Below are 15,262 nucleotides of genomic sequence, written 5' to 3'. Positions count from 1 at the left end.
CCGCCGGTGTCCATCATGCTGTCATTTGCCCTCACACCATAAGGTGGCCAACATACGCGGAAAGTCAGGCCGCAAGCTTAGGCCGATAGAATTCCCCGGTCGTCATCATCGCCCAGACGATCCGGGCCAACTTGTTGGCAACGGCGATGGCGACGACCATCGGCCGACGCCGTTCAAGCAGGGCTTCGATCCAGCCGCCTCCAACCCGGGAGCGAGCCTTTGGGTACCGAACGACGTTACGTGCCCCGATGACAAGCAAGTGCCTGAGATAGGAATCGCCCTGTTTCGTAATCCGGCCGAGCCGATCCTTCCCGCCGGTGGAATTCTGCTTAGGCGTCAGGCCAAGCCAGGCCGCGAACTCCCGCCCGGAGCGGAACATTGTTGCGTCCGGTACGGTCGCGGCGAGAGCCGTGGCCGTTATGGGACCGATCCCGGGAATTGTGGACAGCAACTTCGCCATCGGATTTACTCGCTGGATCTGAGCTATCTCGCGCTCGATGGCCTCGACCTGCCGGTCCAATTCCTTCAGTTGGTTCACAAGGACGGCTAGTGCGATGCGGGCGTGGGCCGGTAGCGTCAGTTCCTCGTCATCCAACAAGTCCACCAGACCATCCACCCGTTGCCGGCCTTGCCCGACAATGATTCCGAACTCAGCAAAGTGAGCCCGAATCGCGCAGGCTGTCATGGTTCGTTGGCGGACCAACAAGCCTCTTGCACGATGAAGCATCAAGAAGCCCTGGTTCTCAACGCTCTTGATTGGAACGAACCGCATATTGGGACGGGTGACCGCTTCGCAGATCGCGGCCGCGTCAGCGGCGTCATTCTTGGCTCCTCTTCGTAGGTAGGGTTTAACATAGGCTGGTGGGATCAATCTCACATCGTGTCCAAACTGCCAAATCTCCCGCGCCCAGTGGTGAGCAGTCGCACAGGCCTCAATGCCGACTAGTGGTTCATCACAGTGATTTTGACGTTTTGATACCGAGCCATTCGAGGATCGGCAAGCTTTCCGGTGGCACGAGGATTTCGATGCTTCTGGGGACGCCGGGTTGACGTCGGATGAAGCCGTTTCGTTCGAGGGTGACGATCATCTGATGGACCGAAGGCGGGCTGACGCGGAAGTGGCGCTGGATGTCGGCTTCGGCGGGGGGACGTCCGAACATATGGGCGTAGGTATGGATGAAGGCCAGGTAATAACCCTGCTTCTCGGTGAAGCGCGCGCCTGATTTTTGACTCATCGTTGGATTCGTCCCGGCCTCCGACAAGGAGGCAAAGCATGAATGTACGTTATCGGGTCGAATTGAGCCAAGCCGAGCGCGACGAACTGACGGCGATGCTCGGCGGCGGCAAGCACGCCGCCCGCAAGCTTAAGCGGGCGCAGATTTTGCTGGCGGCCGATGGAGGCTGCCGCGACGAGGAGATTGCCCGGACCGTGAGTGTCAGCCTCTCCACCGTCGGCCGGACCAGGCGCCGCTTCGTGGAAGGCAATATGGAGCGGGCCCTGAGCGAGGAGCCGCGTCCGGGCGCTGAGCGCAAGCTGACCGGCAAGGAGGAAGCCCTGCTGGTGGCGACCGCATGCGCCAAGCCGCCCGCTGGCTGCAAACGCTGGACGCTGACGCTGCTGGCCGACACGATGGTCAAGCTCACCGATCACAACAGCCTGTCGGGCGAGACCGTGCGTCGCCGGCTGGCCGAGAACGACCTCAAGCCGTGGCGCAGGGACATGTGGTGCATTCCCCATGTCGACGGCGAATACGTTGCCCGCATGGAGGACGTGCTCGACCTCTACGCCGAGACGCAGAATCCCGCCCGGCCGCTGGTCTGCTTCGACGAGACCCCCATCCAGCTGATCGGCGAGGTGCGCCAGCCGGTCCCGGCCCAACCGGGACAGCGCGAGCGCTACGATTACGAGTATCGCCGCAACGGCACCGCCAATCTCTTCGTCACCTTCGATCCACATCGGGGCTGGCGCAACGTCAAGGTCACCGACCGCCGCGCCGCCGTGGACTACGCCCACTGCATGCGTGATCTCGTCGACGTCCATTATCCCGACGCCGCCTGCATCCGTGTCGTGCAGGACAATTTGTCGATCCACAAGCCTGGGGCGCTGTATGAGGCCTTCGCGCCCGCCGAGGCCCGGCGCATCCTGCGCCGCCTCGAATTCCACTTCACCCCGAAGCACGCCAGTTGGCTCAATATGGTCGAGTGCGAGATCAGCGTGCTACAGCGTCAGTGTCTCGGCCGCCGCATCGACGATCCCAAAAGGCTCCGAAACGAGATCGCAGCATGGCAAAAGAGGCGGAATAAAACCCGAGCCCGCATCAAATGGATGTTCACAACAGAAAAAGCCCGCACCAAACTCGGCCGCGCCTATCCAGCCACCGCCAAAGAGTCATAATCACTGTGATGAACCACTAGGCAAGGTGCGAGCGAGGAGAAGAACGACACGATCTCGCCTCGCCGGAGGCGTTGGCGACCGGCCACTTGGCCTTGGCCATCAACTGCATGGATGTGAAATACGTGCTTCGAAATATCCAACCCAATTGTCGCGATTTCCATGGTGAATTGCTCCTGTTAGCGGGTTCGTCCATCGCCAGTATATCGCCGGCGCCGAGGGAGCGGGGCCGTCTTCCCCATCAATGGCCGGATGCGCGACGAGCTGTTGAACGAGACTTTGTTCACCTCACTGGCACAAGCCCGCATCACACTTGGATGTTGGCGGGCCGATTACAACTGCGCATCAGAACACCCATCTGGCTATGTGATTGAAGAGAAGAGATTTTGTTGAGCGGGATGCGATCCCGCGGGGTATTTGGGGTTCTGTCGCGCTCGTTCGGCGATAGATTGAGCAGCAGTTGTTATCAGCCAGGTGTGGGCGAAGATCCAAGGACCATCCGGAAGAGGATGGATGGATTCGATCTCGCCGGCTTCAGCGGCCAGCCGGAGCGTCTTAGGCGCGATCTTCGGGAGCTTTGCGGCGTTGCCAAGCCCATGGCTCGATCCCGTCCTCAGCAGGCTTGAACACCGGGATGTGGTAGTTCGAGCGCATTGATGTGACGCGCTCGCGGGTCCAGCGATTGCCGTTACCGGTCTTGAGGCCGTTGCGATTGAGGAGGCCGGCAATCAGATCGTCGCTGGCAATCAGCACCAGTTGACGCACGGCCTGGACGATATCGGCAGAGGTGCTGTTGCGCTGTCCGCGCCGGCGCTTCGGCAAGCGCAACTCGCTGTGGGCGCCCCCCACCCAATGGACGATGAGAACGATCTCCGAGGCCGCGTCGTCGATATCGGCCACGACCTCATGGATGAGGGTGCGCACAATGCGCTTCTTGAGGCGAACATCCGTCGTCGGCGCATCCCAGACCGTTTTGAGGTTCGAGGCCAGAACGCCGAACGAGACTGGATCGGCAAGGGGTGCGGGCGTTGCCGCATCATGCATGGCGATCTTGGCCTCAACCTCCGCCGCGTGAGCGAGTGCCCTGTTCCAGCGGGCTTCCAGCTCACTGGCCACCAGCCGGTTCGCGGGATCAGCGGCATCGTATTGCCGGAAAGCCCTGTCGGCGGCATAGCGCGCCGCTTCGAGGTCGCGACTGAGAGCATCGCGCGCCTGATCGTGCCGTTCCCTGGCTCCCTTGGCGGCAGCGGTTGCGGCGGCGACAGCGCCCGGACCGACGACTCCAAGCAGCGATTCCTCGATGGCGTCATCGACGCGCAGTCCGCCGAAGGCGATGCAGTGGGCCCCGCCATTATCCATCCAGGCACGGTTGCAGCTGTAGCGCGGGATATGGTTTTCCATGCCGGAGTACCGGATTGTGAGCTTGCGACCGCAGCGCTTGCAGCGGATCAGACCGGCCAGCAACGCGTCACCATGCTTGGGCGCGCCGTGATGCCGACTGGTGGGAACATTGCTGCTGACCATGGTGCGAATCGCCTCGAACTTCTCCCAGCTGACATACCCTTCGTGAGTGTTGGGCTTCAGCGTCAGCCATTCGTTTCGCGCCTTGCGGCGGATCTTCACGCTCACGCCCGCGGTGCTGTATCCCGCCGCCACAGCTGTCTTACCATAGGCGTAGGCGCCACCGTAGACCGGGTTCTCAATGATCCGGTGGATGGCAGAGTAGTTTGGTCGCCGCCAGGCCGTGTCGCCGTTGGTCTGCTTCACCGGCAGATCGAGATTGTACTCGTGGAACCAGCAGAGCGCCTGTCGCGCGCTGCCAAGTTCCTCGACCTTGTCGAACACCAGCTTGATCGCTTCCTGGACACGCCGATCCGGGTCTTTCTCATAACGGTCGCCGGCCTTCACGAAGCCGACGGGCGCTGTCACAACCAACTCGCCCCGGCGCGCCTTCTCGTAGCGGGCCGAGAGCGAGCGCTGGCGCAACAGATCCAGCTCGTACTCGTTGAGGCTGCCCTTGAGCCCGAGCAGCAGGCGGTCGTTGCCGTGCCTTGGCGCATAGATGGTCTCTTGATCGACCAGAACGGTATCGACCACGCGGCACATCTCGATGAGTTGCTGCCAATCCCGGCTGTTGCGGGCGAAGCGCGAGACCTCGCGGGCGCAAACCGCCCCAACCTTGCCGAGACAGACCTCCGCCACCATTCGCTCGAATCCGGCGCGTTGTATGCTGCCGGCGGCTGAACGACCGAGATCATCATCGATCACTTCGATCTCAGACCACCCGAGTGCCGTCAGCCGGTCTCGCATGGCGTATTGCAGCGCGCTGCTCTCGCGATTGTGCAACACCTGATGGGCTGAAGATTGACGCACGTAAAGAATCGCCTTGCGCTCCAGATGATGAGGCCTGACCTTGTCAGAGATCATGATCGACCTCCTTCGCGCGCGGCGTCGCTGTATCGCAGCATGGTCGAGGATCAACTGCGTCATCAGGCTCGTGAGCGCTGCCCGCGCTTCTGCTGGCAGATCCAGCCATGTGGGCGCGCCGATCGCGCCGTTCGACAGGCCACTCCCGAACAGATCCATCTGATGCTGCGACCGCGGTGGTCGATTGTGTCGGTATCCGCTCCCTGGCACTGCCGTCCGTGACATGAGTCTCTCCCCGATTCTGGTCGTGAGAGGCTCTGGATGCGCCAGAAAGCAAGGCAGCTGATGGCGTTCGATCCTTCAACGCCAGATCGAGAAGCGCAGAGAGTGCCGCAAGTGCGTCAATGCTGACAAACGGCTGAGCTGTCAAAAGCTCAGCGTCAGGGCATGCTGCCCGATCGAACATCCATGCTGGAACCTCCAACCATCGATCCGCCCCCGCGGGTCACTTCAAATTCCTCCGGGTGTGGTCAGTCAAATTCCTCCACCCGCGAGGCAGGACAAGGGACTGTTAGTTTGAGTTTGTTTCCCGGGCAAGAGCTTCAGCGGCTTCTTTGAGCCGATAGCTGCGTCCGTCGAACTCAAGCAGATGGCAATGATGCATAAGGCGATCGAGGATCGTCGTGCTCATAGTGTTGTCCCCAAGGTATGCCCCCCAATCCTGCACGACGCGATTGGAGGTGACGATGACGCTGCGGCGCAGTTTGTAGCGCTGATGGATCAGGGTCTGCAGCAAAGTGCCGGCGTCGTCGGGGATGGCGCGTGCGAGGAATAGATCGTCCAGCACGAGGAGATCGCAGTCGATGATGGTTCGCAGCCGGACCTCGCGTTGTGCCGGAGAGTTCAGGGCGTAGCGGTGGAAGAAGTCGTCGGTCTCAAGATACTGGACCTTGTGGCTTTGCAGGATCGCCTGATAGGCAATCGCCTTGGCGATGTGCGACTTCCCGGTGCCAGGTTTGCCGACAAGCAGAGCGTTCTCGCCAGCGGCAATGAACGCCAGGGTGTGGAGCTGGAAGCAGGTCTGACGTGGCAGTTTGGGATTGAAGGACCAGTCGAACTCGGCGAGCGTCAGCTTTTCGTCGAGCCCGGATTGCTGGTATCGCCGCTCGATAAGACGGGACTGACGACGGTCCAGTTCATCCTGCAGGATAAGGGAGAAGGTCTCGAGGAAGGGCTGGTTGGCGCCCTGCGCCTGGAGCACGCGCGTCTGCAGCGTGTCGCGGACACCCGACAGGCGCAGCTGTCGTAGGCAACGCTCAATTTCCGGCATGGTCATCATGTGGCTAGGTCTCCAGTTTAAGGTGAGAAGGTGCAGCGGGAGCGCTCGTGGCGCCGGAGCTGGCCGGGGTTGCGCAGGCGACACGAGCGCGGATTGCCGTGGCGTGATCGTCGTGAGCCTCGGCCTGCCGACCATTATCGTCGGCGTCGCGCCGCACAGCGCGGCTGAAGAGGTCGCCGTATTCCGCGGGGGTACGGATCAGCGGATGATCCTGGGTGAGCGGCGATGCCGGCTGTGGCGTCACTCCAACCTGCTCAATCGCCTGTTCGAACAACCGCTCGACGGTCGCACGCACGTGCTTGTAGCGGTAGATGCGGTTGTCGATGGCGTGCGCGCAGGCCTGCTCGACCAGCCGCGCCGGATACTTCCGGCCCAGCCCGACAATGCCCCACATCGCGCGCTGTCCGGGGCGCCCCTCGGTGTCGAACACTTGCTGGCATAGCGCCCTGGTCTGCGGCCCGATGCGCTCGGCGCTCGCCAGCAGCACGGCGGTTTGCCGCGACGGATTGAACGGCCGTTCGCTGGTCGGCAGGACAACAGAACCGGGGTGCGTCATCCGGGAATGAACACGCAGCAGCGCACGGGTGTGGCGATCACGGATCTCGATCGTGGAGGCGTAGATCCGCACCACGACCTGACTGCCGATCGGCGCGGGCCGCGCGGCGTAATAGCTGTTGTCGACGCGTACGGTGGTGTCGTCGCAGACAGTCCGGACGACTTCGGTGAAGATGCGGAAGGGAGCGACAGGCAGCGGCCGCAGGTGCGGCTTCTCTTCCTGGAACATCGCCTCGACCTGACGGCGCGTGCTGCCGTGGATGCGCTTGGAGGCCCAATTCTCCTCCCAGTGCCTCAGGAACTCGTTCTGGGCTTCCAGTGTCTCGAAGCGCCGTCCGGCCAGCGCGGTGCCCTGGGTATGTTGAATCGCACTCTCGACGCAGCCTTTCCGATTGGGATCGGCCACCCGCGCGGGATCGGCGACCACGGCGTAATGAGCCAGCATCGCGCTGTAAATCGGGTTGAGCTCGGGCTCGTACAAATCCGGCTTGAGGACGCCTTCCTTCAGATTGTCGAGCACGACATAGCTGGGGACCCCGCCAAAATACCGGAACGCCTCTTCGTGGAGCTGCGCCCAGACGTGTTGGCTGGACTTCCAGACCACCCGCCGGAAGCTGCGCCGCGAGTAGCGCAGCGTCATCACAAACAGGCGGGGACGGCGGTACCGGCCGCTCCTGGGATCAATCGTCAGAGCGCCCTCGCCATAGTCGACCTGGGCCTCCTCGCCAGGCAGGAACTCAAGTCGATCAAACTGCTCGGGATCGCTGTGTCGCAACGTGCGCACAAACCGCTTGACGCTCTGATAGCTGGACGGAAAGCCAAATCGATCGACCAGGTCCTGGTAAATCGCCTGCGCATTCCGCTTCAGGCGGACCTGTTCTTCGATCCATGCCCGATGCGGTTCGCAGGCCGAGCGGGCCAGGCTGCAGGCGGCTGTCGCTTCCGACACCCCAAAAGCCGGTGGTCGGGGTGGGGGAATTTGGTCGTCCGCGCTCACCGTGCCGGTGGTCACTTCCCCGGGGGAATTTGCCTCCGCACCAGCCCGCAGCGCCCGGTAACGCCGGATCGTCTTGCGATCGACCCCCGTCAGCCTGTGGATCTCGCGCTGGCTGGCGTTGCGATCAAGTAATGTAAATACCGTGCTTTGCAGATGTCGCTTCAAGACGTTCAACTCCCCGGCCCCTTGCTGGCTAAAGGGGTCGAACATAAACGTCCTGCCTGACCGGCTACTGCTGTTCAGCGGCGCTGACGGCGATCATCAGGTGGGGGAGTTTCAAGTGACCATACCCGGGGGATTTTGACCGACCCACGGGGTCCGCTTGCGATCCATCTAGAGAGCAGCGGAAAGCGACATCATCAGCCTTCTCGACCCTTCCATGAACGCAAACTCGGCGACCAAACCAGGGATGATGTCGATAAAGAACCTCGCGAAGAACGGTCCTGTGGGCGTTCTTGAGCCTTATTGTACAACGACACACGACCACACTCGCAGCTCGGATGGAGAACCCCGTCCGAGTTCGCGATGACATGCCACCGCGCCGGGATCTGGCGCTGCGCTATGCCGAAGGCTCCGCGCCAGCCCCCGGCGCTTCCACCGCCCAACCGGGCAAATCCAACGGCACGGGCGAACTCAGAACTGGATAAAACTTGATGTGGTGGAACGGCCCGCTCCAACAGCATCAAAGTGCTAGAACGTGGTCGTTGTTCGAACGCCACAAAGGAGGGACCGTTCCGTGAAACAGGTTATCACCATCGGGCTGGATCTGGCCAAGCACGTTTTCCAGGTTCACGGGGCGGATGCCGAGGGCTCACCCGTGTTCAACCGGAAGCTACGGCGCAGCGAAGTTCTGCGTTTCTTTGAGAAGCTGCCAGCATGCCTGGTGGGGATGGAAGCATGCGGTAGCGCCCACTATTGGGCGCGCGAGATCGCAGCTCTCGGTCATGAGGTCCGGCTCATTCCGCCGGCTTATGTCAAACCCTTCGTCAAGCGTGGCAAGACGGATGCGGCGGACGCTGAGGCCATCAGCGAAGCGGTGACCCGAAAGACCATGCGCTTCGTGCCGATTAAGACGGCTGAGCAACAGGCTGCCGCGATGGTGCTGAAGACCCGCGCTCTTCTAGTGCGGCAGCGAACGCAGTCGGTCAACGCGTTGCGCGCGCATCTGGCAGAATTGGGGATCATCGCCACCGCCGGCCTGGCAAAGGTTGAGGCGCTGGTCGCAATCATACGGGATGAGACAGATGCACGCCTGCCCGCAGCAGCGCGCTTCGCGCTGATGGCTATTGCCGACGAGATTGAAGCTTCAGCCGACCAGATCGAGAGGCTCGAGCGCGCAATCGTCGCGGAGGCCAAGCACGACGAGGACATGCGTCGGTTGACCACGATCCCTGGCGTCGGCGCCATTACGGCGGCGACCATCAAAGCGCTTGTGCCGGATCCCGGCGGGTTCAAGTCGGCTCGCCACTTTGCCGCGAGCTATGGCGGAATCTGGGTGATGACGGTGTGAGGAAGGCGGCGTATCGAGGCGGGTGACGAGCCTGCCAGAACCTCTCGAGGAGAGCGATACGCCATGACCGAGACTACCAATGTTCTTGCTTTCCGTCAGCCGTCCGCGGTTGATGATCCACTGACCGATATCGTTCGTGCCGGCGCGCGGGACCTGCTTGCCAGGGCGATCGAGATCGAGGTTGGCGCGTTTCTGGCCAGCACGGCCAATCTGACGCTGCCCGACGGTCGAGCGCGCCTGGTCCGACATGGGCACGGTCCGGTGCGCGAGATTGCGACCGGCATCGGTCCGGTGGAGGTCGCTCGTCCCAAGGTCCGCGACCGCGGAGCGAGCGGGCCAGGCGACCGCCTCCGCTTCAGTTCGGCAATCCTGCCGCTATGGGCGCGGCGGACGAAGAGCCTGGATGCCTTGATCCCGGTCCTCTATTTGCGCGGCATCTCGACCGGCGACTTCCAGGAGGCGCTCTCGGCGCTGCTCGGCAAGGATGCGCCGAACCTGTCGCCTTCGGTGATCGCCGGCCTGAAGGCCGATTGGCAGGTCGAGTACGAACGCTGGCAGAGACGCGATCTGTCGGCGCGTCGCTATGTCTACATCTGGGCCGATGGCGTGTACCTGCAGGCCCGCATGGAAGATCACAGCGAATGCATGCTGGTGCTGATTGGCACCACGCCGGAAGGCAAGAAGGAGCTGATCGGCTTCCAGGTCGGCGTGCGCGAGAGCGCGCAGAGCTGGCGCGAACTCCTGATCGACCTGCGGCAACGCGGGTTACGGATTGCCCCGCAACTCGCCATCGGCGACGGCGCCCTCGGCTTCTGGAAGGCACTGGACGAGGCCTTTCCCGGCACGCGGCACCAACGATGCTGGTGCCATAAAGTGAGCAACGTACTCGACAAGGTCGCCAAATCCGTGCAGGGCCCCATGAAGAACGACCTGCGGAACATCTATCTGGCCCCACACCGGGCCGAAGCTGAAACCGCGATCGACGTCTTCGTCGAGAAATACCACGTCAAATACGGACGTGCGGTGGAGTGCCTGATCAAGGATCGCCATGCGCTGCTCGCCTTCTTCGACTTCCCTGCTGAGCACTGGATCCACCTACGCAGCTCGAACCCGATCGAGAGCGTCTTCGCCACGGTGCGCCACCGAACGGTGCGGACCAAGGGATCGCTGTCGCAACAAACTGCGAAGCTGATGGTGTTCAAGCTCATCGACGCCGCATCGAAGACCTGGCGGCGATTGAAGAGCACGAACCAGTTGCCGAAAGTCATCGCCGGTGTAAAGTTCATCGACGGAATCGAAGTCATTCCGAACACTGAAAGCCACGCCGCCTGATCAGGCCGCGTCACCCAAAATCAGCCATAGCTCCTTTGCCGCCTGGCTGGGATTGACGCCGCGGCCTCATTCAAGCGGAGGCAAAGAGCGGTTGGGACGAATATCGAAGATGGGAAATCCAGAACTCCGCTCTCTCCTCGTTGTCGGGGCAACGGCCGTCTTGCGGCTTGTCCGAAACGACGTTCGGGCGCGGCCGTGGCTGAAGGCGCTTCTCGCCAGACGCCCCTTCAAGGTTGCCGCCGTCGCGCAGGCCAATAAGACGGCGCGGATCATCTGGGCGCTCCTGAACAAGGGCGGAATTTATCGGCGTCCCGACCCATTGGCGATTGCCGCGGTGACGCAGTGACCGCCAAAACGATCTGACCGGCGCAGGCCGGCAGAGGGCGAGGTGCAACAACAGGCGATGAACCCATGGGACGAAATCCCGAAACGAGTGAAGCTACTGCCCCCAATGCGCTCAAGCGCGTAAACTTGATTTAGCTCCTCGTTCCGCGGATCTCATCGAGGCCAGCGGCCATATTGTGCCGCGCGCAAAGGCCGGACATATGACCGCACCGTTCCAATGTGTGAAATCGACTGAAAAAGCTCTTGCCTCGCGGGCCGTTCCACATATGGGGGCAAGGTCAACCTTCACAAGGCGCTGATTGCCGCGATCCCGGCGCATGAATGGCTCATCACCATCGAAGGCACCGCCGAGCTCGCCATCCCACATCAGAATTGCGTCCGAGCTGCTCTATGCCAAGGATGGGCAGGGCCTGGCCACAATCGGCCCCCGCGAACTCCAGGAATCGTCCTTGCTCATGCGGCCTGACCGCATTCTGCTGCAGGAGCTGCGCAACGGCACCGCCTTCTTTTACCTCAGAAATGTGAATTCAGGAAATCCGGGATCGATCGTTCACGCCGACAGCGCCCGCCTTGCCTTCGAATAGATGACATTATTGGTCAAGGAGAGTGCGGAGGGACGTGACCTCCATCGCGATATCCGTTCGCTTTGCTGCTCTCGTCGACGTCGTGGTCCAGATGCAGAAGCGTAACGGTCGGTATCGCATTTCGGGACTCCATTATGAACCCCTTCGCAAACGCGACCACGCCCGTTAAGACTGTCCTCGGCACCGCGCTTGCGCTCGGAGCCGGCGCCGTTTTCCTGCTGGTCGCCTCGAATATTCTGCTGCTCGGGCTCCAGCTTCATGATGGCGGTTTTCACTGGTCGGAGATCGCCACAGGCTGGCCACGTTATGGGGTCGATGCGCGCTTCGACCGCTGGTTGATGCTGTCGACCCTCGCTGGCCTGATCGTGGTCTTTGGCCTGCTCGGCGCCATCCCCCCGGCACCGTCCGCTTCCCCTTCACGGCAGAGCCCGTTTAGCCTCCGAGCGCGAGATCAAGGCCGCGGGCCTGCGATCCAGGAGGGTCTGCTGCTTGGCCGCAAAGATAGAAAACTTCTCTGCTTCGGCGGCTCGGAACACGTCCTCCTCTACGCCCCAACCCGCGCGGGGAAGGGGGGCCATGTCATTCCGAACCTGCTCAATTGGCCGGACTCAGTCGTTGCGCTGGATGTGGATTGGCTGAAGGCCGATGCAAAGCGATTCACGAGTCGGTATCGGCCAAGCCATCCTTTTGGGAATCCATGCGCTGTCGAAGGCTTAGCGGCCGCATGTCTGTCCACACTTCCTCAATATGGGCGAGACACATCTGCTTCGTCCCGACGATTCCGACGTCACGCCAGCCGGCGGGGATTTCTTTCCACTCCGGCCAGATCGAGTATTGCTCTTCGTGGTTCACGACCACCCGATAAGACACCACATTATCCTGCTCTGCATCGGTCATTTCGGCTGTCCATCTGCGGTTAATCGGTTCTCTATCATTGAATATCGACAACCATTGCTGGCCGCGATTCCGCTCTCTCACGCGGCAGGAACGTTCGCCTCTCCGGCGTCGCGTCGGTCGTCGACGCGCCGACGCAGGATCTGACTCTCCCACCTGATCTGGGATCCCGCCCAGTCATCGAGGATCTGAATTCCCTGTTCCTGGCCGAATATTTCAATCACGATGAGGGGAGTGTGCACCCAGGTGTCCTGGTCACCGAGCGCATCCATTTCCACCATAAGATAGGCTCGATCTCCGGCGCCGGCGATATTGTCATAGCTCGTCGTGAAGCGGCTGAGCCCCTTGGGGTGCTTTGCATGGGCTTCCAGAAGCTTGGCCAGCGCCGCATCGAATATCGGACGCATTCCCGTCCTGACGTCGATTGTTAGGAAATAAAGATAGCTTGCACTCATTCGCGGAACTCGCAATTATTTACCGGTTGTAGCACTCAGCCGCTATGATCGCAGGCTGATACGTGAACGTGGACGTAAGTGCGATAATTGGTGAGACCGCATCGTAGCGTCCGGCTGAAGGGTTCTCCTTCGACAATGGAGATCTGCCTGTTGTCCAGGATGTCGACCCACCGATCCAATGTCGCCATTTTCCTGAACGGCAAATAGATGTGAAACCGGTCCTGTGTTGCGCCGTGCTCGCCATATGCGATCCATCGGAAACCGTCTTTATGTGTTCGGTTGACCTCGATCGCGTGGGTGGCCCGCGTGCGGAATTCGGCGGTCCTGCTGTGTGCACTTCGAGTCCCGGCGATGTGGTAGATGTAATCGAACGTGGTCCCTTCCGGTCGATCGGGAATATTGCTAAATTCGGGCAGATGCCGCAGTACTGTCCGCTCCTCGCCTCTCAATGTCTCCTCGAAATTCTTGATGAGCTTTTTGCCGTCATCTGCACCATAAATGTCGAGCAGAATTTGTTCTTGAGGCGTCCACGATCTCATTCCGTCAGGGTCCCTCATCGGATAAAGCATGGTGATGACGCCTTCACCGATCCAAGAACCATAGCAGGCGAAAATGTTTCCGTTCGGATGTTTCCGGTGCGCCTCGGCGATGGTCACGAGGTGATCGTGAAAAAGCCGACCCTTGGCAATATCTAGCGTATACAGAACTTGGTAAAGATAAGGGGAAGGATGGGTCAGTTTGGGCGCAAAGTACGGACACCCCCACGCAAAGTTTCCGTTTTCCATTTCCAGCCTCGCCAGCCTCGTTGGGGGATTAGTTTGCTGCCATATGATTGTCAGATGAAATAGGGAGCGCCGAGATTTGATCGACACGAGTATCGCCCGTCCTCCGGTGCGCTGGTTTCTGCGCGGCTCGTCGCCGAGCCGGGCCAAGCTGCGACTTTTCTGCTTTCCTCATGCCGGCGGCGCGCCCGCAGCATACCTCGCGTGGTCGCCGTATCTGCCGAGCACGGTCGAGCTGCTGATACTCCAGCTGCCGGGACGTGGCTCGCGGATTTGGGAAGCACCCTTCACCTCGATGCATCAACTTGCCGAGGCCGTCGGCTCGGCGATCCTGCCTCTCCTCGGCGATTCGCCGTATGTTCTTTTCGGACACAGCATGGGCGCATTGTCGGCGTTCGAGGTCGCCCGCTGGCTTCGTCGCGGCGGTCTTCGCATACCGGCTCATATTCTCGTGTCCGGCCACCAAGCCCCCCAATGCAAACCGGTCCGAGACACCACGCTGCACCTGCAATCGGATTCCGACCTCATCGCTGATGTGCGGCGTCTCAACGGAACACCTGAAGAGATTCTGGAGAATTCCGCGCTGCTCGAAATCATGCTCCCTACGCTGCGGGCCGACTATCAGGTCACGAAGAGCTATCAGTGCACTGCAGAGCAGCCGCTCACTTGTCCGATCTCTGTGCTTGGCGGGCTGTACGATCCAGAGACCAGCCGCGAAGGCCTGGAGGCCTGGGCAAATCAAACCACCGGCTCCTGCCGACTCCATATGTTTCCCGGCGATCACTTTTTCGTTCTCAAGCAGGCAACATATGTCCTGCCAGTGATCGCCCGAATGCTCGAAGAGCTAATCTGAGTTTCAACGATCACGCGTAGTCTCTCTCTGGAGAAATGTTAATTACCTGCTCGGCGTGGATTTAGCGCGACACCGCAGCGCTTCCTTGAACAAAGATACTTCAATTCATCCTCCAAGGCCGGCCCAGCAAACAAGAAGAACGCTCAAGTCGCCGCCAACCCCACCTTCTTCGCAAAGCTCATGACTGCGGCTGGGGGATAGTCCACCGGGTGTCGCCAAGCTGTATCGCCGAGAAGTCCCGTTAGGCACCTACTGGAACTAGTAGGGCGGGCCCGTTCTGCTTTATTGTAGCCTCGCGCTCCGGTAGTATTATTTGTGGACGATTGAAACGTCAAATCTACAGTGCAGTAAAGTAGGAGTGGATGATCAGATGGCTAAGCATTTTTTCCAGATAACTTTTGTGGTCTCTCCGCAGAGTCGGTCTTCTTTTCAAGAATCGCTCGGCGAGATCCTGCAAGCCTACTCGGCAGCAATAAAGGATACCGAGATTCGCGTTCTCGGTAGTTTCATCGGCGAAGGCAACGATATCATTCTCGAGATCGGCCTCAATTCGCTGGGCGATATGGATGCTTGGTCGCAGCTTCCAGACGCTGTGCTCAAGACTCACGGCCAAGCCAAGGGTAAGACGGTGCTTGAAAACTTTGCGGCCTCTGTGATCTCCAGCCAGAGCCGTGTGCTGTCTGAATTTGTACTCAAGTGAGGCGTGCAGGCGTGGGCCGGCCTGGTTTCGGTCGCTGAATAGTACGGCGATCCGGCTGGATCGTAGATCCGGGGCGCGCTTTGCGTGCTCGAACGTGGCTTTGTTTTAGAGAACGTGGCTGCGGCTCGGCTGGATTAATGACCAAGGATCATCGCGA

12 protein-coding genes and 6 pseudogenes are annotated in these 15,262 nt (G+C 60.8%); 10 read left to right on the top strand and 8 right to left on the bottom strand.

Features of this window, described 5'->3' with window-relative positions:
• Positions 1–64: 64 nt before the first annotated feature.
• A complete protein-coding gene (locus EI171_RS00380; RefSeq protein ID WP_246740243.1) occupies positions 65–937 on the bottom strand; it encodes an IS110 family transposase in 873 nt (290 codons plus the stop codon).
• A 16-nt stretch (positions 938–953) separates the two neighbouring features.
• Positions 954–1,235 (bottom strand): LexA family transcriptional regulator, encoded by a 282-nt coding sequence (locus tag EI171_RS00375; protein ID WP_126262178.1) that lies wholly within the window; start codon positions 1,233–1,235, stop codon positions 954–956.
• Between the two features lie 38 nt (positions 1,236–1,273).
• On the opposite strand from EI171_RS00375, the gene EI171_RS00370 reads away from it, so the two are divergent.
• Both EI171_RS00370 and EI171_RS00365 read left to right on the top strand, forming a co-directional pair.
• Positions 1,274–2,395, top strand: coding sequence for an IS630 family transposase (locus EI171_RS00370; RefSeq protein WP_161532241.1), 1,122 nt, complete (start codon positions 1,274–1,276; stop codon positions 2,393–2,395).
• Between the two features lie 240 nt (positions 2,396–2,635).
• Positions 2,636–2,746: pseudogene (locus tag EI171_RS00365) on the top strand (integrase core domain-containing protein); the annotation flags it as partial.
• Between the two features lie 8 nt (positions 2,747–2,754).
• On the opposite strand, the pseudogene EI171_RS00360 reads toward EI171_RS00365, so the two are convergent.
• The 3 genes and pseudogenes from EI171_RS00360 to istA all read right to left on the bottom strand — a co-directional run bounded on the left by EI171_RS00360 (position 2,755) and on the right by istA (position 7,860).
• Positions 2,755–4,819, bottom strand: a pseudogene (locus tag EI171_RS00360) (recombinase family protein).
• Positions 4,820–5,330: 511 nt separating this feature from the next.
• Positions 5,331–6,098 carry an IS21-like element IS1631 family helper ATPase IstB gene (gene istB, locus EI171_RS00355; protein ID WP_038952109.1) on the bottom strand — a complete coding sequence of 256 codons (768 nt, stop codon included), beginning with the start codon at positions 6,096–6,098 and terminating at the stop codon, positions 5,331–5,333.
• A gap of 4 nt (positions 6,099–6,102) precedes the next feature.
• Positions 6,103–7,860: an IS21 family transposase gene (istA, locus tag EI171_RS00350; RefSeq protein WP_161532270.1), complete on the bottom strand. Its 1,758-nt coding sequence runs from the start codon at positions 7,858–7,860 to the stop codon at positions 6,103–6,105.
• Positions 7,861–8,118: 258 nt separating this feature from the next.
• Between istA and EI171_RS00345 the strand changes: the two are divergent.
• From EI171_RS00345 to EI171_RS00320, 6 genes and pseudogenes are all read left to right on the top strand, one after another.
• Positions 8,119–8,297 (top strand): annotated as a pseudogene (locus tag EI171_RS00345) (IS3 family transposase); the annotation flags it as partial.
• 89 nt (positions 8,298–8,386) lie between these two features.
• Positions 8,387–9,136: pseudogene (locus EI171_RS00340) on the top strand (IS110 family transposase); the annotation flags it as partial.
• Positions 9,137–9,223: 87 nt separating this feature from the next.
• The gene (locus EI171_RS00335; RefSeq protein ID WP_038952271.1) at positions 9,224–10,492 is read left to right on the top strand and encodes an IS256 family transposase; all 1,269 of its coding nucleotides are present in this window, start codon (positions 9,224–9,226) and stop codon (positions 10,490–10,492) included.
• Positions 10,493–10,514: 22 nt separating this feature from the next.
• Positions 10,515–10,838, top strand: a pseudogene (locus tag EI171_RS00330) (transposase); the annotation flags it as partial.
• A 448-nt stretch (positions 10,839–11,286) separates the two neighbouring features.
• On the top strand, positions 11,287–11,421 hold the full coding sequence (locus EI171_RS46565) for a hypothetical protein (RefSeq protein WP_371740237.1): 135 nt from the start codon (positions 11,287–11,289) through the stop codon (positions 11,419–11,421).
• 134 nt (positions 11,422–11,555) lie between these two features.
• Positions 11,556–12,038: pseudogene (locus tag EI171_RS00320) on the top strand (type IV secretory system conjugative DNA transfer family protein); the annotation flags it as partial.
• Between the two features lie 40 nt (positions 12,039–12,078).
• Here EI171_RS00320 and EI171_RS00315 read toward each other — a convergent pair.
• The 3 genes from EI171_RS00315 to EI171_RS00305 form a co-directional block, all read right to left on the bottom strand.
• Positions 12,079–12,318 (bottom strand): MbtH family NRPS accessory protein, encoded by a 240-nt coding sequence (locus tag EI171_RS00315; RefSeq protein ID WP_161532269.1) that lies wholly within the window; start codon positions 12,316–12,318, stop codon positions 12,079–12,081.
• Positions 12,319–12,395: 77 nt separating this feature from the next.
• A complete protein-coding gene (locus tag EI171_RS00310; RefSeq protein WP_161532268.1) occupies positions 12,396–12,770 on the bottom strand; it encodes a hypothetical protein in 375 nt (124 codons plus the stop codon).
• Positions 12,771–12,805: 35 nt separating this feature from the next.
• Positions 12,806–13,555 (bottom strand): hypothetical protein, encoded by a 750-nt coding sequence (locus EI171_RS00305; protein WP_161532267.1) that lies wholly within the window; start codon positions 13,553–13,555, stop codon positions 12,806–12,808.
• Positions 13,556–13,631: 76 nt separating this feature from the next.
• Here EI171_RS00305 and EI171_RS00300 point away from each other — a divergent pair, with 76 nt between their 5' ends.
• Together EI171_RS00300 and EI171_RS00295 are read left to right on the top strand one after the other, a co-directional pair.
• Positions 13,632–14,405, top strand: coding sequence for a thioesterase II family protein (locus EI171_RS00300; protein WP_161532266.1), 774 nt, complete (start codon positions 13,632–13,634; stop codon positions 14,403–14,405).
• Positions 14,406–14,775: 370 nt separating this feature from the next.
• On the top strand, positions 14,776–15,105 hold the full coding sequence (locus EI171_RS00295; protein WP_161532265.1) for a hypothetical protein: 330 nt from the start codon (positions 14,776–14,778) through the stop codon (positions 15,103–15,105).
• The last annotated feature ends 157 nt before the right edge of the window (positions 15,106–15,262 follow it).

This window comes from Bradyrhizobium sp. LCT2 (genome assembly GCF_009931255.1).
GTDB lineage: Bacteria > Pseudomonadota > Alphaproteobacteria > Rhizobiales > Xanthobacteraceae > Bradyrhizobium > Bradyrhizobium diazoefficiens.
Note: the sequence above shows the minus strand (reverse complement) of the source record. Positions and strands in the feature narration are given on the sequence as shown.

Excerpts from the sequence above, each read along its gene's own strand:
- EI171_RS00375 (WP_126262178.1), bottom strand. The coding sequence starts at position 1,235 with ATGAGTCAAAAATCAGGCGCGCGCTTCACCGAGAAGCAGGGTTATTAC.
- EI171_RS00370 (WP_161532241.1), top strand. The coding sequence starts at position 1,274 with ATGAATGTACGTTATCGGGTCGAATTGAGCCAAGCCGAGCGCGACGAA.
- istB (WP_038952109.1), bottom strand. The coding sequence starts at position 6,098 with ATGATGACCATGCCGGAAATTGAGCGTTGCCTACGACAGCTGCGCCTG.
- istA (WP_161532270.1), bottom strand. The coding sequence starts at position 7,860 with ATGTTCGACCCCTTTAGCCAGCAAGGGGCCGGGGAGTTGAACGTCTTG.
- EI171_RS00335 (WP_038952271.1), top strand. The coding sequence starts at position 9,224 with ATGACCGAGACTACCAATGTTCTTGCTTTCCGTCAGCCGTCCGCGGTT.
- EI171_RS00315 (WP_161532269.1), bottom strand. The coding sequence starts at position 12,318 with ATGACCGATGCAGAGCAGGATAATGTGGTGTCTTATCGGGTGGTCGTG.
- EI171_RS00310 (WP_161532268.1), bottom strand. The coding sequence starts at position 12,770 with ATGAGTGCAAGCTATCTTTATTTCCTAACAATCGACGTCAGGACGGGA.
- EI171_RS00305 (WP_161532267.1), bottom strand. The coding sequence starts at position 13,555 with ATGGAAAACGGAAACTTTGCGTGGGGGTGTCCGTACTTTGCGCCCAAA.
- EI171_RS00295 (WP_161532265.1), top strand. The coding sequence starts at position 14,776 with ATGGCTAAGCATTTTTTCCAGATAACTTTTGTGGTCTCTCCGCAGAGT.